Source organism: Janthinobacterium goodfellowi (assembly GCF_051380695.1).
Classification (GTDB): domain Bacteria; phylum Pseudomonadota; class Gammaproteobacteria; order Burkholderiales; family Burkholderiaceae_D; genus Janthinobacterium.
On the sequence record NZ_JBNYXN010000001.1, the window covers coordinates 280452 to 300997 of the forward strand.

The window sequence follows — 20546 nt, forward strand, 5'->3', positions numbered from 1 at the left end:
CAAGGCGCATTGCCGAAGGCAGTACGAATAGTACGACTAGGCAATGCAACGCCGCCATGGACTGTTCTGTGGTGTTCTTATTTTAAGTATTTGGCCAGCCATCCTTCGACTTCGCTGTAGAAGAAACGGCTGTTCTCGCCCTTCAGAATCCAGTGGTTTTCGTCCGGAAACACCAGCAATTTCGCCGGCACGTTCAGGCGCTGTTGCACGGCAAAGTTCATCAAGGCATTGTTGGCCGGCACGCGGTAGTCGAGCTCGCCCACGGTGATCAGGATGGGGGTGGTAAAGCCCGTGCCTTTTTCGTGGTTGCCCGCTTGCATGATGGGGCTTTGATCGCGCCACACGGGCAGGTTCGACCAGACGGGGCCACCCGCGTTCGTTTCACGGCCGAAGCCGCCATCGCTGGTGCCCCACTGCATGATCAAGTCCATTTCGCCCGCGTGCGAGACGATGGCCTTGTAGCGCGTGGTGGTCGCTTGCAGCCAGTTGGCCAGGTGGCCGCCATAGCTGGCGCCGCCGGCAGCCAGTTTCGTGCTGTCGATAAACGGGTATTTCTTGATGGCTTCATCGACGCCCTGGTTGACTTCATCGCCCGGGCCCTTCAAGGGGTCGAACTGGATCGAGCGCGAGAACTCTTCGCCATAGCCGGTGGAACCCTTGTAGTCGGTCAGCAAGACAACGTAGCCTGGCTTGGCCAGCAAATGATAGTTCCAGCGCAGCACGAACTGGTCGCGCCACATGCTGGCGGCGCCGCCGTGGATGACGGTAAACAGCGGGTATTTCTTGTTCGGGTCGAAATTCGCGGGCTTGACGAGCATGTTGTGGATGCGTCGGCCGTCGGCCGTGGTGAACCAGAAGTGCTCGGGCGCCTGCCAGTCGATCTTGTCTGCCTTGTCCGTATTGAAAGCCGTCAGCCGTTTCGGCTGCTTGCCGTTGAAGGCATAGATTTCCGGCGGGTTGATGGACGACTCCCACACGCCGACCAAAGCCTTGCCGCCGCTGCTCAGCGAGTTGATGGTGCCCGTCGGCAAGGATGGCTCTTCACGCACCTCGCCGCCTTTGGCGTCGATCGAGTACAGCTTTTCCAGGCCCGCATGTTCATAGCTGAAGAGGACGCGCTTGCCGCCTTCGGGCAGCACGTAGCGCGAAATCGAGCGGTCCAGCCTGGCTGTCAGGATGGTCGGCGCAAGGTTGCTCATCGGCCAGGCGAAGCTGGCCAGGCGCTTCACGTCATACACTTTACCGGGCGTTTGTGCGTCGCTCAAGGCGAACAGGGTCTTGCCGTCGGCCGCGAATTTCAGGCTGCCATAGCTGTGTTTGTCCTGCGTCAAACGCTGCGCTTCGCCGCCCGCCACGGGCAGCAGATACAGCTGCGAAACCACGGCTTCGCGCTGGGCCGCATCGCGGTTGGTGGCCGCGTTGAAGACGACGGCCTTGCCGTCCGGCGTCCAGATGGCATCCAAGGATTGCCCCTCGTCGCCCTGACCGCCGCCAAAGCCGGGAAGCGCCACCAGTTGCGTGCCCGACAGGATGTCGCGCGGCGTCGACTCCGGCTGCGCATCGACGATGAACAGGCGCACCTGCTTGTCGGTCAGCCATTTGTCGAAATAGCGCGGTGCCGTCGTTTCATACGAACGGGCGCTGACTTTGCGCTCCTTGCGCTCTTTCGCGCTTTGCTTGACGTCCGCTTCCGTCTTGTTGCCTGGATAGATGTCGCTGATGAACAGCAATTGCTTGCCGTCCGGGCTCCATTTCGGCATGCGCGCACCCAGGGTGAGCGAGGTCAACCGTTGTGCTTCGCCGCCGTTGGCCACGTCGAGGCGGTAAATCTGTCCCGCCTCATCGCCATCGCGCTTGGCGACAAACACCAGCTGGCGGCTGTCCGGCGACCAGGCGACGGCGCTTTCGCCACCCTTGGAATACGTCAGGCGGCGCGCGGGAGTATCGTCGCTAAGGGACTTGATCCACAGGTCCGACCATTGGTCTTTGCTATCGTAGGCGCTGTCGACCACGGAAAACACGGCCCAGCGTCCGTCCGGGCTGGCGACGGGCGCGCCCACCCGTTTCATCAGCCACACGTCTTCATGCGTGATGGCGTGTCTGGCTTGCGTTTGCGTGGCGGCAACTGGGGTGGTGGCCTTGGTATCGGCGGCGTGGGCCAGCGAGGCGCAGGCCGCTGCGATCAGCAGGGAGCCGAGGGAACGGCGAAGACGGGGTGAGGTCATGGGCGTGGTCCGGGTAGTGAAAAAAGTACAGCGGGCAACATTATTGCCCATCGATTCGGCCACTGCCAAGGCCATGAACCGTTACTTACCAGACGGGAGGGGCGCGTATCGGGCGGGCAGCGCGTATCCGATCAGTTAAACTTGCCGCTTTACTCACGCTGGCGCTGATAGAACATGAAAATTTGTCTACCCTTATTGAAAACGGCCTTGCTGGGTGCGAGCTGCCTGCTGGCGGCCCCGGTTTTTGCTGCTGCGTCTGCACCGTACCCGAACACCAGCGCCATGGGCGTGGGCCAGGCGGAAAGCACGGCCTGGTATGCGGGCTGCCTGAAGGTCAAGGATGCGGCGCCGCCGCCGGCCGACCTGCCGGCGCCGTCTGCCGTGGCGTCCTTGCAGCAATGCCAGGCGACAGACCTGTATTACGATACCAAGAGTATGTCCTCGCCCAAGCCGGCCGACTGGCGTCCCGCGCGTCATTGCGCGATGGCCACGCAGAACAGCGCCGTGTTGATGATGCTGTACCAGAATGGACAGGGCGTGCAGAAAGACCCGTTGCTGGCGCTCAAGTATGCGTGCAGCATCGACGCGGCGCCGGCCGAGATGCAGGGCCGCATTGAACACTTGCAGAAGATCAATGCCAGCGGACGCGGCATGATCGACTTGTGCGACGACATCACCAGCGGCTACATGATGGGCGTGTGCAGCGCCATCGACGCACGCCAGAAACAAAGAGTGCGCGCGCAGGCGACAGGCAAGGTCAGCGCAAGCATGCCTGCCGTGGCGCAAGCGTCGCTGCAAAAGCTGCAGGCGGCGGCAAGCAAGTTTGCCGATGCGCGCGCGGCCAATGAAACGGACTTGAGCGGCACGGCACGGGCCGCCCAGAGCATCGCGGCCCGCACGGCCGAGCTCGATCTGCTGGCGCACGATTTGCGCGAATACGAAGGGGGCAAGCTGCCTGCCAGCATGTCGAAGGCACAGGTCGCGGCGCTCGACAAGGAGCTCAACGCCATCTATGGCAAGCTGATGAAAAAGCCGGCGGAAACCCATGCGGGCGCCGTGGACAAGGAGGGCATCCGCGCCACCCAGCGCCTGTGGCTGGCCTACCGCGATGCCTGGATGAATTTTGGCGCCGTGCGCTATCCCGCCGTCACCAGCGAGACCTGGGCCGGCCTGCTGACGGCGCGGCGTAATGCGCAGCTGCAAGATTTGCTGGGGAATTGAAGCATGCGGGAAGCGTACTATCACGAAGATGACTATTGCATGATCGAACTGCTGCCACTGGATAACTTGCAGCACTGTCTGACGCAGATGGGCGAGCAGCAGGTGTTCGCCGATACGCACCGCAGCGGCGCCGGCTGGAAGGACATGGACGTCATCAAGGCGCCACCGTCGCCACTGCGCGCGCTGGGCCTGACGGCGGACCAGCTGCGCCTGGCGCTGGACCATGCCTTGGCGCCGTATGACACCGTCTACACGGGTTACAGCAGTTACCGCGTGGAATGCAAGAACGTGCTGGCCTTTGGCGGCGACAAGACGGAAACATTGTTTGCCGGCCTGGACGACCATGGCATCGTGTGCGACCTGTGGTGCAGCGATGGCATGCCGCAACTGTTGCTGCTGCCCTTGAAAGAGCAGCTGTTGCTGGCCGACTGGGGCGCGGGGTTTGCGTGTCCGCTGGCCGATGGCGACTTGTTCGCCCGCTATCTGCAGGAATACGAACTCGGTTGATTCATTCGCAGGCGATGGCGTTCGGCTGCGCCACTTTGACCACCGACGCCAGGCGCGCCATGTCGTTGCCGTCGCCTTGCTCGACGTACGGTTGATACGTGTCAATGACGATGCGCGCACGCGCCTGCCAGCCGCAATTGTCGGCCTGGCGTGCGGGCACGCGCAGCAGCCGGCGCGCCTCGGCGTCGTTGCTGAAACAAAACCACGCATCGTGCGTGGCGGCAGGGCGGGGCAAGCGGCCCCACTGCGCCTTGTCGGGCGCGAAGCAGACGCGGTTGCCGATGATTTCCAGGCTCATCTCGTCCGTGCGCGCGCTGTACTGGCCATCGAGCACGATGGGCGGCTGTGCTTGGGCGGACAGGCAGGCGGTGGCCAGGAGGAGGGCGGCGGCAAGTTTCATGCGTTTCTTTCAGGGCTGGCGAGACGAAGCGCCAGTATAACCGCGGGGCCGGAAACGAAAAAAGCCCATCCGTGAGGATAGGCTTTTTAGTACTGCGCATTCGTGGTAGGCCGTGCGGGATTCGAACCTGCGACCAACGGATTAAAAGTCCGCTGCTCTACCAGCTGAGCTAACGACCCGAAAGAGGCCGCATTATATATCAGTTGAAAAAGAATGCAAAGCATTCCTGTACGAAAATGAATATGGCTCAATGCAGGGCGGCCGTGAGCTGCAGCACTTCGTCGATGCTGGTCGTGCCATCGATGATCTTGCGCGCGCCGGCGAGGCGCAGCGGCGTCATGCCGTCGAGGATGCTCTGGCGGCGCAAGGCGTGCAGGTCGGCGCCCGCCTTGATGAGCTGGCCGAACGTTTCCGTCACACACAGCAATTCATAAATGCCGGCGCGCCCCAGGTAGCCGCTGTGCCGGCACCGGGCGCAGCCGACGGGGCGGTACATGGCGTGGGGCCGTTCCAGCTGGCCGCCCGTCAGGCGCTGCCATGCAGCATCGTCAGGGGCGCCGCCCGGCTGCTTGCAGTCCGAGCACAGGCAGCGCAGCAGCCGCTGCGCCAGCACGCCGATCAGGCACGCTTCCAGCAGATAGGCGGGCAAGCCCAGTTCCAGCAGGCGCATGACGGCGGAAGGGGCGTCGTTGGTATGCAGGGTCGACAGCACCAGGTGGCCCGTCAGCGCCGCCTGGATGGCCATTTCGGCCGTGGCCAGGTCGCGGATTTCTCCGACCATGATGATGTCGGGATCTTGCCGCATCAGCGCCCGCACGCCATCGGCAAACGACAGTTCGATGCCGGCCTGGGTTTGCACCTGCATCTGGTTGAAGGCCGGCTCGACCATTTCGATGGGGTCTTCCACCGTGCACACATTGACTTCGCTGCCGGCCAGCGCCTTCAGGGTGCTGTACAGGGTGCTGGTCTTGCCCGAGCCCGTGGGGCCCGTCACCAGCACGATGCCGTGCGTGCGCGCCGTCAGCTGGCGCCAGCGTTCGGCGTCCGCGGGCGGAAAACCCAGCTCGCCCAGGCTCTTGACGGCCACTTCCGGGTCGAAGATGCGCATGACGAGCTTTTCGCCGAAGGCCGTGGGCAAGGTCGACAGGCGCAGCTCGATTTCCTGGCCCTGCGCATTGCGCGTCTTGATGCGGCCATCCTGGGGGCGGCGCTTTTCCACCACGTCCATACGTCCGAGCAACTTGATGCGCGCCGTCATGGCCAGCAGCACCACGGGCGGCAGCTGGTAAGCCTGGTGCAGGCGGCCGTCGATGCGCAGGCGCACGAGGCCCGCATCGCGTTTCGGTTCCAGGTGGATGTCGGAAGCGCGCTGGGCAAACGCGTATTGCCACAGCCAGTCGACGATGCGCACGACGTGCTGGTCGTTGGCGTCGAGGCTGGTCTTGTTGCGCCCCAGCTCCACCAGCTGCTCGACATTCTGGCGCAGCGCCAGGTCTTGCGTGGACGCCTGGCGGGCCACCTTGACGGAAGTGGCCAGACTGAAAAATTGCGCGATGGCGTCGGCGATATGCAGCGGGTTGGCGATGACCAGGCTCAGTTTGCGCGGCGCCAGGTTGCCCAGTTGCGCCTGCCAGGCCAGCGCATACGGCTGGGCCGTGGCGATGACGATGCGGTCAAGCGTGCTTTCCACGGGCAGGATGTTGAAGCGGGCCGCATAGCCGGCCGTCATGACGTCGGCCACCTGGCTGAAATCGATGTGCAGGGGATCGATGCGCAGATACGGCAAGCTTGCGCGTTGCGCCAGCCACGCGCACAGGGTATCGAGCGTCAGTGCGCCGTGGGCGATGCTGCACAGCGGATGCAAGGCGGGCGCCGGCAGCAGGGCGGCCTGGGTGGCGATGGCGGCCGCTTGCGCAGCGTCAAGCAAGCCGTCTTCCTGCAGCCAGGCCAGCAGTTGCTGCAGTTCCAGCGGCGTGTCGGGCGAGATGGGAGAGGGAGGAGGGGAAGCGGGCATGGCCGGCGTCTTTCAGGACTGCCGGCCATGCCTGGGAATGCCGGCGCTTACAGGGTGCTGACGATGCCCTTGACCCAGGACTTGGCGGGCAGCTTGGTCTCGGCGACGATCTGCTTGGCGCGCTCGAGCAGGGCGGCTTGCGCCTCGGTATCGAGTGCCACTTTCGTCTTGAACGCGATCGCCACCACGTTCCCATCATGGACTTCCGGCAGGCAGATCACCTGTTCGAACGCAAACTTCATCGCCTTGATGTTCTTTGCGTAGCTGGGATGGTCGCCAAACAGATTGACCGTCATGATGCCGTGCGGCGCCAGGCAGGCGCAGCAGGCGGTATAGAAATCGGCGCTGTCGAGCACGGGACCGCGCGCCGTGGCGTCGTACAGGTCCACCTGCAGGGCGTCCAGGGTGCCGTGGTTGGCGTCGTCGTTGACGTAGTCGAGCGCATCCATCTCGCGCACGTGCAGGCGCTCGTCGTTGGGCGGCAGCTTGAACATCGAGGCGCAGATGGTGATGACGGAAGGATTGAGTTCAATGGCCTCGACCTGCGCCTGCGGGAACTGGCGGTAGCAGAATTTGGTCAGCGCGGCCGTGCCCAGGCCCAGCTGGGTGAGGCGCTGCGGCTGCTCGATCCACAGCATCCACGCCATCATCTGCTGCGCGTATTCGAGTTCCGGCCAGTCCGGCTTGCGGATGCGCATGGCGCCCTGCACCCATTCCGTGCCGAAATGCAGATAGCGCACGCCATCCATTTCCGACAGCGTGACAGGGGCGTAGCGGGGCTTGCGCGCAGGGCGCGAGGATTCGACTTGTTCGATGGATTTTCGTTTGATAAGCATAAGGCAGCCTGAAAGTGTGCCGCATTATAGCCCGTGCCGGAGCGCCATAAAAAATGCCAGCCGCTGGGGCTGGCATGGTAGGGGCCGGTTGCCGCGCTTACTGCTGGGCTGGCTCGATGGAGACGCGCAGGCGGATGCGCTCGCCCGGATCATAGGACATGATGCTCGTGTAGTTGCGGCCGCGGTAGTCGTAGGTGACCTGGTAGCCATTGTTGCGCGATTCCCAGTGATCGACCTGGCGGCATTGCTTGACGGCTTGTTCCTGCACGCCGCCCTGGTAATTGTTCTGGTTATCGACGCGGTCGCCCACGACGGCGCCGGCGATCGCGCCAGCGGCGGCTGCTGCCGTGCGGCCATTGCCGCCACCGACCTGGCTACCGAGCAGGGCGCCGGCGATACCGCCGACGATGGAGCCGCCAGCGCTGCGCTGTTGCGGCGGTGCCTGCACTTGCACGTATTCCGTACGGCATTCCTGGCGTGGACGATTGATCTGTTCCACTTGCGGCACGACGCGCACGACCTTGCCGAAATCTTCAAAGTCGGCGGCCTGGGCGAGTGGCAATGTGCCGAGACAAACGGCTGACAACATCAATTTGGCTTGCAAGTTCATTTGTAACCTCGTTATCTAGAGAATCTTTCAGGGTATTTTTTACAACTTGGGACTATAGTAATCCCGCCAGACCGGGGCAAGTGTTTCGCATGGCAACAAAATGTAACAGCCCAAGTCCCTTGCCCCACAGTCTGTAACATGCACTTTCAATCGATACAAGATGTTGAAGTGACTTGAAACCAGCGGTTTGTAACAAATCTTGCGTTTGACATCATATTCGGGTTGATTCATGCAGGACAACACGTTACCCTAATACGCGTATGGCTTAGATAAAATCGTACTGAATCGCATAAAAGTTGATACAGATCGAATCGCCGCGTGCGCATTGACCCGCGTGCGGGGATGCAATAAGAAGAGCAGCTAGAAAAAATCCATACATAACAGGTCGATTTGAGGGAAAAATGAGTTTGTTACTAACCGTGCCGCCCAACCTTGTCCAGTCCATCCGTGCCTTTCGCGTGACCGAATTACAAGACGAGGCGATCCGTCTCGGGCAGCACTTTTTATATGCGCATTGCAACGCTGGACAGACCAAACAACAAGTCATCGGCATTATTGCGGAAGCCTTCCTGTTTCCGAAAAACCTGGCGAAGAATTTCGATGCCCTGCGCCTGTGCCTGACGGACACCATGTTCAAGGCGGGCACGCAGACGGGCTTCCTGGTGGTGCTCGAGCAATTGCCAAATACGCAAAAATTCGACAAGGAAGCGCGCGAGATCCTGCTCGACGTGTTCCGCGACGCGGCCGACTACTGGGCCGAGAAGAAAGTCCCGTTCCGCGTCTTCTATTCGTTCGAGTAAGCACCTACTCACGCTGCAGCGGCGTCAAGCCAGCCTTTTCTGCCCTTGCCGGGTGGCGTAAACCGGCAGCACGGGCGGCCCGGCAGGTATGCTGCGCCGCAACAATAATAGCGGCCTTTCTTGGTTCGCATCGCCATAGCGGGTACAATGCGCGCTATGAAAAATATCGTTATCCTCATTTCCGGACGCGGCAGCAACATGGAAGCGGTCGTGCGCGCGGCGCAAGCCGAGCAATGGCCAGCCCGTATTGCCGCCGTCATCAGTAACCGGGCCGATGCCCAGGGACTGGTTTTTGCCGCAGAACATGGGATAGCGACGGCAGTTGTTGCCAACAAGGATTATGCCAGCCGCGAACAGTTCGATGCGGCGCTGCAAGCCGTGATCGACGGCTACACCCCCGACCTGGTCGTGCTGGCCGGTTTCATGCGCATCCTGACGCCGCCCTTCGTCGAACATTACGCGGGGCGCATGCTCAATATCCACCCGTCGCTGCTGCCGTTGTTCCCGGGCATGGCGACGCACCGCCAGGCGCTCGAGGCGGGCGTAACGGAACACGGCGCGACCGTGCATTTCGTAACTGCAGAGCTCGATCATGGCCCGGCCGTGGCGAGCGCGAAAGTCCCCGTCTTGCCGGGCGACACAGAAGAGAGCTTATCGGCGCGCGTGCTGGTACAGGAACATCTGCTTTACCCGCGCGCCATCCGCCTGTTCATTGACGATAAACTGTCAGTCGAGCATGGCCAGGTCCGCGTGGACCCTCAATAAAATATTACAGGAAGAATAACAATGAGATTGCCACCAGCGATACTTGCCAATGCTGAAGAAGTATTGCGCGAAATTTTACGTTTCACGGCCCCCGCCGACACCACCCTGTCGCGCTATTTCCGCGACCATCCGCGCCTCGGTTCGCGCGAACGCGGCGCCATCGCCGAAGGCATCTATGCCGTGCTGCGCAACAAATCGTTCTTCACGGACTTCGCCGAAGCGGGCAGCGGCCCGACCATGCGCCGTTTGACCATCCTCGGCCTGGCCGAAGCGGTGGGCGCCGATTCGCTGGGCGGCCTGACGGAAGAAGAAGTGGAATGGCTGGAACGCATCACGCAGATCGACCGCAGCCTGATGCCGGCGAACATGCGCGCCAACATGCCGACCTGGCTGTTCGACAAGCTGATCGCCCAGTTCGGCGAAGCGGAAACCATGAAGCTGGCCGATGCGCTGAACGCGCCGGCGCCGCTGGACTTGCGCGTCAATTCGCTCAAGGCCACGCGCGAAGACGTGATGCTGGCCCTGGCCGAAGCACCTATCCTCAGCACCCCGACGCCTTACGCGCCGCTGGGCTTGCGCGTGATCAAGAAGCCTTCGCTGCAAAACTTGCCCTTGTTCCAGAGCGGCGCCATCGAAGTGCAGGACGAAGGCAGCCAGATCCTGTCGCAGATCGTCGGCGCCAAGCGCGGCGAAATGGTGGTCGATTTCTGTGCCGGCGCGGGCGGCAAGACCCTGGCGCTGGGCGCGCTGATGCGCAACACGGGCCGTCTGTACGCCTTCGACGTGTCGGAAAAGCGTCTGGCCAAGCTCAAGCCGCGCATGGCCCGCAGCGGCCTGTCGAACGTGCATCCGGTGCAGATCGCGCATGAGCGCGATGCCAAGATCAAGCGCCTGGCCGGCAAGATCGACCGCGTGTTGGTCGACGCGCCATGCAGCGGCCTGGGCACCCTGCGCCGCAATCCGGACGTCAAATGGCGCCAGCAGCCCAATTCCATCGTCGAGCTGCAAGCCAAGCAGGCAGCGATCCTGGCCGGTGCGGCGCGCCTGGTCAAGGGCGGCGGCCGCCTCGTGTACGCCACCTGCAGCTTCCTGAACGAAGAAAACGATCAAATCGCCGAGCAATTCCTGGCTGCCAACCCCGACTTCACCCTGGTGCCGATGAGCAAGGTGCTGGCTGAACAGAAGATCGAACTGGAAATGGGCGACTACCTGAAATTGTTGCCGCACCTGCACCAGACCGACGGCTTCTTCGCCGCCGTGTTCGAGCGCAAGGTCATGCCGAAAAAAGTCTACGCCGATGAAAAACCGGCCGACGACGTTGACGCTGAACCAGCCGAGTAAGCCTGTCACGGGCCGCCGCTGCACCCTGCAGCGGCGGCCTTCAATGCCGCCAGCCCGCCTGGCGGCATGGGGTCACCCCCCATCCGTACCATCTTCGTCCCACCTTCCGGACCGCATCCGCCATGAATGAAACCCCGCTGCTCAATCTGATCACTGATTTTGTCAATGATTTCCGTCAACCGGCCATCCTGTGGCAGGCGCTGGTCATCGTCGCCTGCCTGGCCCTGAGCTGGCTGCTGGTGCGGCAGTTGCGCGTGTTCCTGCACAAGCGGGCGGAAGCGGCGGCGACGCCAGCCATGCCGGAAACCCTGCAGCGCACGGACAGTTTCATCCGCATTTTGACGCCCTTGCTGGCGGCCATGCTGCTGGGCATTGCGCAACATTTCCTGGCCAAGTTCCAGTCGGTGAACCTGCTCAGCATCGCCATCCCCCTGTGCACCTCGATGGCGCTGGTGCGCTTCGGCTTTTATGTGCTGCGCCGCATTTTTGCCCGTCACGGCGACGTCAGTCCCACCATGTTGTTGCTGGAAAAGATTTTCACGGTGGTGGTCTGGGCCGGCATGGCCCTGTACATCACGGGCCTGTGGCCGGAACTGCATGCCTTCCTGGAAGGCATCGTCGTGCCGCTGGGACGCAACAAGGTGTCCGTGGCTGCCATCTTGCAAGCCGCGATCTCGGTCGCCGTGCTGCTGGTGCTGGCCATGTGGGCCGGCACCTCGCTCGACGAGCGCCTGATGAAGATGCAGGGCTTGCACACCTCCCTGCGCGTGGTGCTGTCGCGCATGGGCCGCGCCGTGCTGATCCTCGTTTCCGTGCTGGTCAGCCTGTCGCTGGTAGGTATCGACCTGACGGTGCTGTCCGTGTTCGGCGGCGCCTTCGGCGTGGCGCTGGGCTTTGGCCTGCAAAAGATCGCCGCGAACTTTGTGTCCGGCTTCATCATCCTGCTCGACCGCAGCCTGACCATCGGCGACATGATCACGGTGGGTCAATTCACGGGCAAAGTCACGCAGATCAATACGCGCTATACTGTGTTATTGGGTGGCGATGGCGTTGAATCCATCGTGCCGAATGAAATGCTGATTTCCGGCGGCGTGCAAAACATGTCGCTGAGCAACCGCATGGTCTGGCTGTCGACGGCCGTGTCGGTGGGCTATGAAACGGATCTTGATGTTATCTTCCCCTTGCTGGAAGCGGCGACGGCCAAGGTGCCGCGTGTGTCGCAAAGCAATCCACCCTCGGCGACGCTCGTGCGTTTCGGCGCCGATGGCCTCGACGTGCAGATCGGTTTCTGGATCGCGGACCCGGAAAACGGCACGGGCGGCGTGAAGTCGAATGTGAACCGCGCCATCTGGCGCACCTTGCAGGAACATAAGGTCACTGTACCGTTTCCGCAACGCGAATTGCGTATTGTTGGTACGCCTCCTGCCCCGCTCGCCAGCGCGGCAGACGGTGAGTCCCCGCCATCCGGCACCCAGCCTTAACCTCGCTGCCTGCCTCCGATTTTGCCTGATAGCACCCATTAGGGCGTACAATCACGCCTAAAATTAACTCTGCCGGACCTCCAGAGTCACTGGAGCGACCGTGCGCACGCCCTGTCCACTTGGAGTAGTAGTAATGACATTGAGTTCCGTTTTACACGACGTTTTGCAGTTCATGGCCACTGGTATTACCGATCTGTCCGCATGGCAAGTTTTCCTGTACACCATGGTGGTCACGCACATCACGATCGCCAGCGTCACGATTTACCTGCACCGCCACCAGGCCCACCGCGCGTTGGAATTGCACGCGATTCCCAGCCATTTCTTCCGTTTCTGGCTGTGGCTGACGACGGGCCAGGTCACCAAGGAATGGGCGGCCATCCACCGCAAGCACCACGCCAAGTGCGATACGGAAGAAGATCCGCACAGCCCCGTGACGCGCGGCATCAAGAAAGTGTTCTGGGAAGGCGCCGAGCTGTACCGTGCTGAATCGAAGAACATGGAAACCATGGCCAAGTACGGCCACGGCACGCCGACGGACTGGATCGAGCGCAACCTGTACACCAAGTACAGCTGGCTGGGCGTGGTCTCGCTGTTCGTCATCAATTTCGTGTTGTTCGGCGTGATCGGCATTTCCGTGTGGGCCGTGCAAATGATGTGGATCCCCATCACGGCGGCCGGCATCATCAACGGCATCGGCCACTACTGGGGCTACCGCAACTACGACTGCGCCGACGCGGCCACCAACATCATTCCGTTCGGCATCCTGATTGGCGGCGAAGAGTTGCACAACAACCACCATACGTATGCAACCTCGGCCAAGCTGTCGTCGAAATGGTATGAAATCGATATCGGCTGGGCGTATATCCGCGCGCTGGAAATGCTGGGCCTGGCCAAGGTGAAAAAGCTGGCGCCGGAGCCGAAGTTCTCGCACGGCAAGCTGGAAGCGGACTTCGAGACCTTGCAGTCCGTCATCGCCAACCGCTACGACGTGATGGCCAAGTATGCGAAATCGATCAAGCATGCCTGGAAGGAAGAGCTGGAACACCTGAAGCACAAGGCGGAACTGGAAAAGCGTTTCCTGAAATCGTCGCGCAAGCTGATGCAGCGCGAGCCGGGCAAGCTGGCCGATGCGCACCACGAACAGCTGTCGGAACTGTTCCAGCACAGCAAGGCGCTGGAAACCATGCACCACATGCGCGTGGAGCTGGGCGCCATCTGGGAACGTTCGCACTTTACGCGCGAACAGTTGCTGCAAAAGCTGCAAGACTGGTGCACGCGCGCCGAGGCGTCGGGCATCAAGTCGCTGCAGGACTTCTCCTTGCGCCTGCGCAGCTACGCATAAGCAAGCTGTTGCGCCATATCAAGGCCCTGGATTCCAGGGCCTTTTTTTCGTCCCGGCACAAGGGGAGGAGGAGGGCGTGAAAATCAGGGCGAAAAAAAACCGCTCATCGGAGCGGCTCTTTTTACAGAACACAATATCAATTACTTGATCTTGGTTTCTTTGTACGTTACGTGCTTGCGTGCTTTAGGATCGAATTTCATGATCTCCATTTTCGCAGGCGTCGTACGCTTGTTTTTGGTAGTCGTGTAGAAGTGACCCGTACCGGCGGTCGATTCTAACTTGATTTTGTCGCGGCCTGATTTTGCCATGATAGCTCCCTTATTCTGCTAATTAGACTTTTTCGCCACGAGCGCGCATATCGACCAATACGGCGTCGATGCCGACTTTATCGATGACGCGCAGACCGGCGTTGGACAAACGCAGGGAGACCCAGCGGTTTTCAGATTCAACAAAAATACGACGATTCTGCAAGTTAGGCAAAAAACGACGTTTGGTTTTGTTGTTTGCATGGGAAACATTGTTGCCGACCATCGGCTTCTTCCCAGTGACTTGGCAAACACGTGCCATGGCGCACTCCTTAAAGATATTCCAAATTGGAAAAACGAGAGTATATCCAAAATAAGCAGATTTATCAATGACTTGCGAAAAACAATTGTGTCATGTTGCATTGAGAAAAATTAACAATTTGATGTTTGCCCTTCTTCCTTGGGGAAAGCGCTGGTAAACCGCGTTGTTTACTGCTAGATAAGCGTCCCGCTGCTGTCACGTATGTCCTTGTTTACACATGGTTAACTGACAATTGACCGGTGCCGGCCTAGATCTGGCCGTGTTCCGCAAAGGAATGCACTTGCCGCCCGGCCACGACGAAATGGTCGAGGATGCGCACGTCCACCAGCGACAACGCTTGCGCCAGCGCGCGCGTCAGCAATAAATCCGATTCGCTCGGTTCCGGCGTGCCGGACGGGTGGTTGTGGGCCAGCATGACGCTGGCCGCGTTGTGCAGCAGCGCCTGTTTCACCACTTCGCGCGGATACACGCTGGTGTGGGTGAGGGTGCCGCGAAACATTTCCTGCGTCGTGATCAGGCGGTTCTTGACGTCCAAAAACAACACGTGAAACGCTTCATGCGCCAGGTTGCCCAGGGTCAGGCGCAGATAGTCTTTCACCGCATGCGGCGAATTGAGGGCTTGCCCCGCCTGCAAATCCTCGATGATGGCGCGCCGCGCCAGTTCCAGCACGGCTTGCAGCTGGGCGAACTTGGCGCTGCCCATGCCATGCACGGCGGAAAAACTCACGAGGCTTGCACCAAACAGGCCGCGCAGGGAGCCGAAGTGTTCGACCGTGTCGCGCGCCAGCTCCACGGCGCTCTTGCCGCGCACGCCCGTGCGCAGGAACACGGCCAGCAATTCCGCGTCCGACAGCGACTGCGCGCCATCTTCGATCAGGCGTTCGCGCGGCCGTTCGCCGGCCGGCCAATCCTTGATGCCCATGTTGTTCTCCTGTTTGGCACCGGCGCGCGCCCCAGTGTGGCCTTCTTTGACGAAGCCATGGGGCAGGCGCGGCCAGTGTGGCTTACAATATCGTTTTGCACCAGTTACTTGAAAACTACTATGTCCAACGAGCAACCAGCAGTCGTCACCGAAGCGGCTTACCTCACCCTGCATTATCGTCTTGCTACTGTTGACGGTACTGATATTGTCACTACCTTCAGCGGAAATCCTGCTACCTTGATGCTGGGACAGGGCCAGTTGGCGCCATTCCTCGAGCAGCGCTTGCTGGGTTTGCCTGAAGGCACGCACCAGACGTTCGAGCTGGCGGCCGGCGAAGGCTTTGGCGAGCGCAATCCCGAGCTGGTGCAGTCCGTTTCGCGCGCGACCCTGGACGAAAACTCCGTGCCGGGCGCCGACTACAAGATCGGCGACCTGGTCGACTTCGCGGCGCCGGGCGGCGGCCGCTTTGCCGGCGTGCTGCGCGAAATGCGCGAGGATTCCGCCCTGTTCGACTTCAACCATCCGCTGGCCGGCCAGCCGCTGCGTTTTGAAGTCAAGCTCATTTCGGTCCTGTAAGGAATAGCGATGGATAAAGAACTGTTACTGGCCCAGCCCCGCGGTTTCTGCGCTGGCGTCGACCGGGCGATCGAAATCGTCGAACGCGCCTTGCAGCAATTTGGCGCACCGATCTACGTGCGCCATGAAATCGTCCACAACGCCTATGTGGTGGCTGACTTGCGCAACAAGGGCGCCATCTTCATCGACGACCTCGACGACGTGCCTGCTGGCAATACGCTCGTGTTTTCCGCGCATGGCGTGTCGAAAGCCGTGCGCGCCGAGGCGGAATCGCGCGGCCTGAGCATCTTTGATGCGACTTGCCCGCTGGTCACCAAGGTGCACATGGAAGTGGGCAAGATGCGCCGCGAAGGCCGCGAGATCATCATGATCGGCCACGATGGCCATCCCGAGGTGGAAGGCACGATGGGCCAGGCCGATATGGGCATGCATCTGGTGGAAACGCTCGACGATGTGGCGAAATTGCAGGTCGCCAATCCGGACAGCCTGGCCTATGTTTCGCAAACAACGTTGTCAGTTGACGACACCAGCGACATTATTGCGGCCTTGAAAGCGAAATATCCGAACATCGCCGAGCCGAAAAAAGGCGACATTTGCTACGCCACCACGAACCGCCAGGAAGCCGTGAAATTCATGGCGCCGCAAGTGGAAGTGGTGATCGTCGTGGGCAGCCCGAACAGCTCGAATTCGAACCGCCTGCGCGAAGTGGCCGAGAAGATGGGCACGCCCGCCTACATGGTCGACAATGCCTCGCAGATCGACCCCGCCTGGCTGGAAGGCAAGCTGCGCGTGGGTGTGACGGCCGGCGCCTCGGCGCCCGAGGTGCTGGTGCAAGCCGTCATCGACCGCTTGAAAGAGTGTGGCGTGAAGAGCGTGCGCCCCCTCGATGGCGTGCAGGAAGCCGTCACGTTCCCGATGCCGAAAGGCCTCGATGGCATCAAGCGCGACGTCGCCTGAGCCTGCAGGACGATTGAGTATCGATGAGATAGTCGCCTCAAAACCGAATTTAATTCGGAAATGATCGATTTATTCCAAGCTTAGTTTTTGCAAAAGATCGTTATGATTGCCTCAAGCTTGAATATGTTGTCGTTATGACTAAGCAAGGTCACGCCCGTTTTCAGTGCGTGCACCATGCTGGTGAGAACGGTCCAGGGATGGCACTGCAGGAATTTTTCCTCCGGTGCCGTTTTTGTATCAGCGACATATTCTGGTGGAAGTTGTTCCCGAAAAATGCATATTTGATAGGGCAATCATGGATACATTCATCCAGCAGATCATCAACGGCTTGGTGTTGGGCAGCATGTATGCCTTAGTCGCCCTCGGTTACACCATGGTGTACGGCGTGCTGAACCTGATCAACTTCGCCCACGGCGACGTGCTCATGATCGGCGCCATGGTGGGCTTGACCATTCTCAAGCTGCTGGGCATCTATGTGCCGGACTGGCCCGGCTATTTGAAACTGGCCACCGCCATCCTCGGCGCCATTCCCATCTGTATTCTGGTCAACATCATCATCGAGCGGGTCGCCTACCGCCGCCTGCGTAACGCCCCCCGCCTCGCCCCCCTGATTACCGCCATCGGCGTCTCCATCCTCTTGCAAACCTTCGCCATGATGATCTGGACGCGCAATCCCTTGCCCTTCCCGCAATTGCTGTCGACCGACCCCATCAACATAGGCGGCGCCGTGATTTCGCAAACGCAAGTATTGCTGCTGGCCCTGGCCGCCTTGTCGATGGGCGGATTGGTGTTGCTGGTGGAAAAAACACGCATGGGCCGCGCGATGCGCGCCACGGCGGAAAACCCCCGCGTGGCCGGACTCATGGGCGTCGATTCCGACAAGGTCATCGTTGCCACGTTTGCCATCGGCGCCGCGCTGGCGGCCGTCGCGGGCGTGATGTGGGGCGCCAACTACGCCTCGATTCAATTTTCCATGGGTGCCATCCCCGGCCTGAAAGCCTTCTGCGCGGCCGTGCTGGGCGGCATCGGCAATATCTACGGCGCCATGCTGGGCGGTATCTTGCTGGGCATTATCGAGAGCCTGGGCGCCGGCTATATCGGCGACATCACGGGCGGTTTCCTGGGCAGCCACTACCAGGATATCTTTGCCTTCGTCGTGCTGATCATCGTGCTGACCCTGCGCCCGTCCGGCATCATGGGCGAACGCGTGGCCGACCGTGCCTGATGTGACACTGGGAGATTAAATCATGGCACTACTCGATTTTGACGCTAAGAAGAATCCGACCAAAGCCTACGCCGGCATGCTGGGCCTGGCCGCGCTGCTGATGGTGTTCCCGTTTTTTGCCGCCCAGTTCGGCAATTCATGGGTGCGCATCATCGACATGGCCTTGCTCTACATCATGCTGGCCCTGGGCTTGAACATCGTCGTCGGCTTTGCCGGCCTGCTCGACCTGGGCTACATCGCCTTCTACGCCGTGGGCGCCTACCTGACGGCCTTGCTGGCGTCGCCCCAGTTCGCCATCCTGCTCGAATCCGTGGTGAACCAGTATCCGGTGCTGGGCGAAACCCTGGTGCAGCTGATGGGGCCGGAAATCCGCGAGCACGGCATTCATTTGTCGATCTGGCTCATCGTGCCGCTGGCCGCTGCCGTGGCGGGCCTGTTCGGCGCCTTGCTGGGCGCGCCAACCTTGAAGTTGCGCGGCGACTATCTGGCCATCGTGACCCTGGGCTTTGGCGAGATCATCCGCATCTTCATGAACAATCTGAACGATCCGATCAATTTCACGAATGGGCCGCAAGGCATCAATCTGATCGACCCGATCCGCATCTTCGGCGTCAACCTGGCGGGCGAGGCGGGCACGAACAGCACGGTGATGCTGGGCGGCTTTTCCATGCCGTCCGTGAACGCCTATTATTTCCTGTTTCTCTTCCTGTGCATCGCTGTCGTGTTCGTCACCAAGCGCCTCCAGCATTCGCGCCTGGGCCGCGCCTGGGTGGCCATCCGCGAAGACGAGATCGCCGCCAAAGCCATGGGCATCAACACGCGCAACGTCAAATTGCTGGCCTTTTCCATGGGCGCCTCGTTCGGCGGCGTGGCCGGCGCCATGTTTGCCTCGTTCCAGGGCTTTGTCTCGCCGGAATCGTTCTCTTTGACGGAATCGATCGCCGTGCTGGCCATGGTGGTGCTGGGCGGCATCGGGCACATTCCCGGCGTGATCCTCGGTGGCGTGATCCTTGCTTCGATACCCGAAGTGCTGCGCCACGTGGTGGAACCGGCCCAGCAGGCGCTGTTCGGCCATGTGGTGATCGAGGCGGAAGTGCTGCGCCAGTTGCTGTACGGCCTTGCCATGGTCTTGATCATGCTCAACCGTCCCGCCGGCCTGTGGCCAGCGCCGAAGCATGAAGACCGGCCCGACCACGATGTCGATCAGCCCAACAAATCCACCGGCGTCGTGTCCGCGTAAGGGAGGGAAGCACCATGAGCGAACAGATCATTCTCAACATTGCCGGCGTCAATAAACGGTTCGGCGGCTTACAGGCGCTCACCGACGTGGGCATCACCATCCGGCAAGGGCAAATCTATGGCTTGATCGGCCCGAACGGCGCCGGCAAGACCACCTTCTTCAATGTCATCACCGGTTTGTACCAGCCCGACACGGGCACCTTCGAGCTGGCCGGCAAGCCGTATTCGCCGTCCGCGCCGCACAAGGTGGCCAAGGCGGGCATTGCGCGCACCTTCCAGAACATCCGTTTGTTCGGCGACATGACGGCGCTGGAAAATGTCATGGTGGGGCGCCACGTGCGCTCGCACCAGGGCGTGTTCGGCGCCATCTTCCGCCACAAGGCGGCGCGCGAGGAAGAGGCGTCCATCCGTCAGCGGGCGATGGAACTGCTCGACTTCGTCGGCATCGCCCAGTTCGCCAGCCGCACGGCGCGCTTCTTGTCGTATGGCGACCAGCGGCGCCTGGAAATCGCCCGCGCGCTGGCCACCGATCCGCAACTGCTGGCCCTCGACGAGCCGGCGGCCGGCATGAATGCCACGGAAAAGCTGGCCTTGCGCGAATTGCTGGTGAAAATCAAGGCGGAAGGCAAGACCGTGCTCTTGATCGAGCACGACGTGAAACTGATGATGGGACTGTGCGACCGCATCACGGTGCTCGAGTATGGCAAGCGCATCGCGGAAGGCTTGCCGGCCGAAATACAACAAAACCCGGCCGTCATCGAGGCTTATCTGGGGGGATCGCACGCATGAGTAATACCGTATTGAAAGTGGCGGGCTTGCACGTGGCTTACGGCGGCATCAAGGCGGTGAAGGGCATCGACCTGGAAGTCAACCAGGGCGAGCTGATCGCCCTGATCGGCGCGAACGGCGCCGGCAAGACGACGACCTTGAAAGCCATCACGGGCACTTTGCCTGCGTGCAAGATCGAAGGCACGATCAGTTACCTGGGCGAATCGCTCAAGGGCACGAAGTCGTTCCACCTGGTGGAGCGGAAACTGGCCATGGTGCCGGAAGGGCGGGGCGTGTTTACCCGCATGTCGATCCGAGAGAACCTCATGATGGGCGCCTACACGCGCACGGACAAGGCCGGTATCGAGGATGACATTGCCAAGTGGTTCGACGTCTTTCCGCGCTTGAAAGAGCGGGCGGCGCAGATGGCCGGTACCCTGTCGGGCGGCGAGCAGCAGATGCTGGCCATGGCGCGCGCCCTGATGAGCCATCCGAAGCTGCTGCTGCTCGACGAGCCGTCGATGGGCTTGTCGCCCATCATGGTCGAGAAAATTTTCGAGGTGATCCGCAAGGTGTCGTCCGAAGGCATCACGATCTTGCTGGTCGAACAGAATGCCCGTTTGGCCCTGCAGGCGGCGCACCGCGGCTATGTGATGGATTCCGGCCTGGTCACCATGGGCGGCAACGCGGCGGCCATGCTCGACGACCCGCGCGTGAAGGCGGCGTATCTGGGAGAGTAAGGGCGGGAAA

At 61.2% G+C, this 20546-nt stretch carries 21 protein-coding genes and 1 tRNA gene; 13 read left to right on the forward strand and 9 right to left on the reverse strand.

The genetic code is table 11. The features are described 5' to 3' along the window. Nucleotides 1–77: 77 nt before the first annotated feature. The gene (locus tag ACQ4WQ_RS01245) at nucleotides 78–2225 is read right to left on the reverse strand and encodes a dipeptidyl-peptidase 5 (protein ID WP_436494157.1); all 2148 of its coding nucleotides are present in this window, start codon (nucleotides 2223–2225) and stop codon (nucleotides 78–80) included. Nucleotides 2226–2399: 174 nt separating this feature from the next. Here ACQ4WQ_RS01245 and ACQ4WQ_RS01250 point away from each other — a divergent pair, with 174 nt between their 5' ends. Together ACQ4WQ_RS01250 and ACQ4WQ_RS01255 are read left to right on the forward strand one after the other, a co-directional pair. Continuing rightward, nucleotides 2400–3446, forward strand: a complete 1047-nt coding sequence (locus ACQ4WQ_RS01250) for a lysozyme inhibitor LprI family protein (RefSeq protein ID WP_436494159.1) — start codon at nucleotides 2400–2402, stop codon at nucleotides 3444–3446. Nucleotides 3447–3485: 39 nt separating this feature from the next. After that, nucleotides 3486–3953: a hypothetical protein gene (locus tag ACQ4WQ_RS01255; RefSeq protein WP_436494161.1), complete on the forward strand. Its 468-nt coding sequence runs from the start codon at nucleotides 3486–3488 to the stop codon at nucleotides 3951–3953. Nucleotide 3954: 1 nt separating this feature from the next. Here ACQ4WQ_RS01255 and ACQ4WQ_RS01260 read toward each other — a convergent pair whose 3' ends face one another. The 5 genes from ACQ4WQ_RS01260 to ACQ4WQ_RS01280 form a co-directional block, all read right to left on the reverse strand. Beyond that, complete coding sequence (locus tag ACQ4WQ_RS01260; protein ID WP_436494163.1) at nucleotides 3955–4353, reverse strand: hypothetical protein; 399 nt, start codon at nucleotides 4351–4353, stop codon at nucleotides 3955–3957. 103 nt (nucleotides 4354–4456) lie between these two features. Next, nucleotides 4457–4532 (reverse strand) — tRNA-Lys (locus ACQ4WQ_RS01265). 68 nt (nucleotides 4533–4600) lie between these two features. Continuing rightward, a complete protein-coding gene (locus ACQ4WQ_RS01270) occupies nucleotides 4601–6367 on the reverse strand; it encodes a GspE/PulE family protein (RefSeq protein ID WP_436494165.1) in 1767 nt (588 codons plus the stop codon). Nucleotides 6368–6414: 47 nt separating this feature from the next. Then, nucleotides 6415–7203 (reverse strand): class I SAM-dependent methyltransferase, encoded by a 789-nt coding sequence (locus tag ACQ4WQ_RS01275; protein ID WP_436494167.1) that lies wholly within the window; start codon nucleotides 7201–7203, stop codon nucleotides 6415–6417. Nucleotides 7204–7300: 97 nt separating this feature from the next. Next, nucleotides 7301–7813: a glycine zipper 2TM domain-containing protein gene (locus ACQ4WQ_RS01280; RefSeq protein WP_326456391.1), complete on the reverse strand. Its 513-nt coding sequence runs from the start codon at nucleotides 7811–7813 to the stop codon at nucleotides 7301–7303. A 401-nt stretch (nucleotides 7814–8214) separates the two neighbouring features. Between ACQ4WQ_RS01280 and ACQ4WQ_RS01285 the strand changes: the two genes are divergently transcribed. From ACQ4WQ_RS01285 to ACQ4WQ_RS01305, 5 genes are all read left to right on the forward strand, one after another. Next, on the forward strand, nucleotides 8215–8613 hold the full coding sequence (locus ACQ4WQ_RS01285) for a barstar family protein (protein WP_034747450.1): 399 nt from the start codon (nucleotides 8215–8217) through the stop codon (nucleotides 8611–8613). A 156-nt stretch (nucleotides 8614–8769) separates the two neighbouring features. Next, a complete protein-coding gene (purN, locus tag ACQ4WQ_RS01290; protein WP_326456392.1) occupies nucleotides 8770–9378 on the forward strand; it encodes a phosphoribosylglycinamide formyltransferase in 609 nt (202 codons plus the stop codon). A gap of 21 nt (nucleotides 9379–9399) precedes the next feature. Then, the gene (locus ACQ4WQ_RS01295) at nucleotides 9400–10719 is read left to right on the forward strand and encodes an RsmB/NOP family class I SAM-dependent RNA methyltransferase (protein WP_436494170.1); all 1320 of its coding nucleotides are present in this window, start codon (nucleotides 9400–9402) and stop codon (nucleotides 10717–10719) included. Nucleotides 10720–10841: 122 nt separating this feature from the next. After that, on the forward strand, nucleotides 10842–12200 hold the full coding sequence (locus ACQ4WQ_RS01300) for a mechanosensitive ion channel family protein (RefSeq protein ID WP_436494172.1): 1359 nt from the start codon (nucleotides 10842–10844) through the stop codon (nucleotides 12198–12200). 133 nt (nucleotides 12201–12333) lie between these two features. Further along, nucleotides 12334–13542, forward strand: coding sequence for a DesA family fatty acid desaturase (locus tag ACQ4WQ_RS01305; protein ID WP_035821552.1), 1209 nt, complete (start codon nucleotides 12334–12336; stop codon nucleotides 13540–13542). A 140-nt stretch (nucleotides 13543–13682) separates the two neighbouring features. On the opposite strand, the gene rpmG is transcribed toward ACQ4WQ_RS01305, so the two are convergent. From rpmG to radC, 3 genes are all read right to left on the reverse strand, one after another. Next, a complete protein-coding gene (rpmG, locus tag ACQ4WQ_RS01310; RefSeq protein WP_010400929.1) occupies nucleotides 13683–13850 on the reverse strand; it encodes a 50S ribosomal protein L33 in 168 nt (55 codons plus the stop codon). 22 nt (nucleotides 13851–13872) lie between these two features. Continuing rightward, nucleotides 13873–14109, reverse strand: coding sequence for a 50S ribosomal protein L28 (rpmB, locus tag ACQ4WQ_RS01315; RefSeq protein ID WP_010400928.1), 237 nt, complete (start codon nucleotides 14107–14109; stop codon nucleotides 13873–13875). A gap of 247 nt (nucleotides 14110–14356) precedes the next feature. Continuing rightward, nucleotides 14357–15031 (reverse strand): RadC family protein, encoded by a 675-nt coding sequence (gene radC / locus ACQ4WQ_RS01320; RefSeq protein WP_070224500.1) that lies wholly within the window; start codon nucleotides 15029–15031, stop codon nucleotides 14357–14359. Between the two features lie 120 nt (nucleotides 15032–15151). Here radC and ACQ4WQ_RS01325 point away from each other — a divergent pair, with 120 nt between their 5' ends. From ACQ4WQ_RS01325 to ACQ4WQ_RS01350, 6 genes are all read left to right on the forward strand, one after another. Continuing rightward, on the forward strand, nucleotides 15152–15607 hold the full coding sequence (locus tag ACQ4WQ_RS01325) for an FKBP-type peptidyl-prolyl cis-trans isomerase (protein ID WP_070224501.1): 456 nt from the start codon (nucleotides 15152–15154) through the stop codon (nucleotides 15605–15607). A gap of 9 nt (nucleotides 15608–15616) precedes the next feature. Beyond that, nucleotides 15617–16564: a 4-hydroxy-3-methylbut-2-enyl diphosphate reductase gene (ispH, locus tag ACQ4WQ_RS01330; protein WP_436494174.1), complete on the forward strand. Its 948-nt coding sequence runs from the start codon at nucleotides 15617–15619 to the stop codon at nucleotides 16562–16564. Nucleotides 16565–16859: 295 nt separating this feature from the next. Beyond that, the gene (locus ACQ4WQ_RS01335) at nucleotides 16860–17789 is read left to right on the forward strand and encodes a branched-chain amino acid ABC transporter permease (protein WP_034747477.1); all 930 of its coding nucleotides are present in this window, start codon (nucleotides 16860–16862) and stop codon (nucleotides 17787–17789) included. Between the two features lie 22 nt (nucleotides 17790–17811). Next, nucleotides 17812–19029 (forward strand): ABC transporter permease subunit, encoded by a 1218-nt coding sequence (locus ACQ4WQ_RS01340; RefSeq protein WP_326456396.1) that lies wholly within the window; start codon nucleotides 17812–17814, stop codon nucleotides 19027–19029. Nucleotides 19030–19043: 14 nt separating this feature from the next. Continuing rightward, on the forward strand, nucleotides 19044–19817 hold the full coding sequence (locus tag ACQ4WQ_RS01345) for an ABC transporter ATP-binding protein (protein ID WP_128142146.1): 774 nt from the start codon (nucleotides 19044–19046) through the stop codon (nucleotides 19815–19817). Further along, nucleotides 19814–20536: an ABC transporter ATP-binding protein gene (locus ACQ4WQ_RS01350; RefSeq protein WP_326456397.1), complete on the forward strand. Its 723-nt coding sequence runs from the start codon at nucleotides 19814–19816 to the stop codon at nucleotides 20534–20536. Before ACQ4WQ_RS01345 ends, ACQ4WQ_RS01350 begins: the two co-directional genes overlap by 4 nt. Nucleotides 20537–20546: the final 10 nt, after the last annotated feature.

Bases quoted from the DNA above. Each gene is read 5' to 3' on its own strand.
- ACQ4WQ_RS01245 (WP_436494157.1), bottom strand. From the start codon at position 2,225: ATGACCTCACCCCGTCTTCGCCGTTCCCTCGGCTCCCTGCTGATCGCA.
- ACQ4WQ_RS01250 (WP_436494159.1), top strand. From the start codon at position 2,400: ATGAAAATTTGTCTACCCTTATTGAAAACGGCCTTGCTGGGTGCGAGC.
- ACQ4WQ_RS01255 (WP_436494161.1), top strand. From the start codon at position 3,486: ATGATCGAACTGCTGCCACTGGATAACTTGCAGCACTGTCTGACGCAG.
- ACQ4WQ_RS01260 (WP_436494163.1), bottom strand. From the start codon at position 4,353: ATGAAACTTGCCGCCGCCCTCCTCCTGGCCACCGCCTGCCTGTCCGCC.
- ACQ4WQ_RS01270 (WP_436494165.1), bottom strand. From the start codon at position 6,367: ATGCCCGCTTCCCCTCCTCCCTCTCCCATCTCGCCCGACACGCCGCTG.
- ACQ4WQ_RS01275 (WP_436494167.1), bottom strand. From the start codon at position 7,203: ATGCTTATCAAACGAAAATCCATCGAACAAGTCGAATCCTCGCGCCCT.
- ACQ4WQ_RS01280 (WP_326456391.1), bottom strand. From the start codon at position 7,813: ATGAACTTGCAAGCCAAATTGATGTTGTCAGCCGTTTGTCTCGGCACA.
- ACQ4WQ_RS01285 (WP_034747450.1), top strand. From the start codon at position 8,215: ATGAGTTTGTTACTAACCGTGCCGCCCAACCTTGTCCAGTCCATCCGT.
- purN (WP_326456392.1), top strand. From the start codon at position 8,770: ATGAAAAATATCGTTATCCTCATTTCCGGACGCGGCAGCAACATGGAA.
- ACQ4WQ_RS01295 (WP_436494170.1), top strand. From the start codon at position 9,400: ATGAGATTGCCACCAGCGATACTTGCCAATGCTGAAGAAGTATTGCGC.
- ACQ4WQ_RS01300 (WP_436494172.1), top strand. From the start codon at position 10,842: ATGAATGAAACCCCGCTGCTCAATCTGATCACTGATTTTGTCAATGAT.
- ACQ4WQ_RS01305 (WP_035821552.1), top strand. From the start codon at position 12,334: ATGACATTGAGTTCCGTTTTACACGACGTTTTGCAGTTCATGGCCACT.
- rpmG (WP_010400929.1), bottom strand. From the start codon at position 13,850: ATGGCAAAATCAGGCCGCGACAAAATCAAGTTAGAATCGACCGCCGGT.
- rpmB (WP_010400928.1), bottom strand. From the start codon at position 14,109: ATGGCACGTGTTTGCCAAGTCACTGGGAAGAAGCCGATGGTCGGCAAC.
- radC (WP_070224500.1), bottom strand. From the start codon at position 15,031: ATGGGCATCAAGGATTGGCCGGCCGGCGAACGGCCGCGCGAACGCCTG.
- ACQ4WQ_RS01325 (WP_070224501.1), top strand. From the start codon at position 15,152: ATGTCCAACGAGCAACCAGCAGTCGTCACCGAAGCGGCTTACCTCACC.
- ispH (WP_436494174.1), top strand. From the start codon at position 15,617: ATGGATAAAGAACTGTTACTGGCCCAGCCCCGCGGTTTCTGCGCTGGC.
- ACQ4WQ_RS01335 (WP_034747477.1), top strand. From the start codon at position 16,860: ATGGATACATTCATCCAGCAGATCATCAACGGCTTGGTGTTGGGCAGC.
- ACQ4WQ_RS01340 (WP_326456396.1), top strand. From the start codon at position 17,812: ATGGCACTACTCGATTTTGACGCTAAGAAGAATCCGACCAAAGCCTAC.
- ACQ4WQ_RS01345 (WP_128142146.1), top strand. From the start codon at position 19,044: ATGAGCGAACAGATCATTCTCAACATTGCCGGCGTCAATAAACGGTTC.
- ACQ4WQ_RS01350 (WP_326456397.1), top strand. From the start codon at position 19,814: ATGAGTAATACCGTATTGAAAGTGGCGGGCTTGCACGTGGCTTACGGC.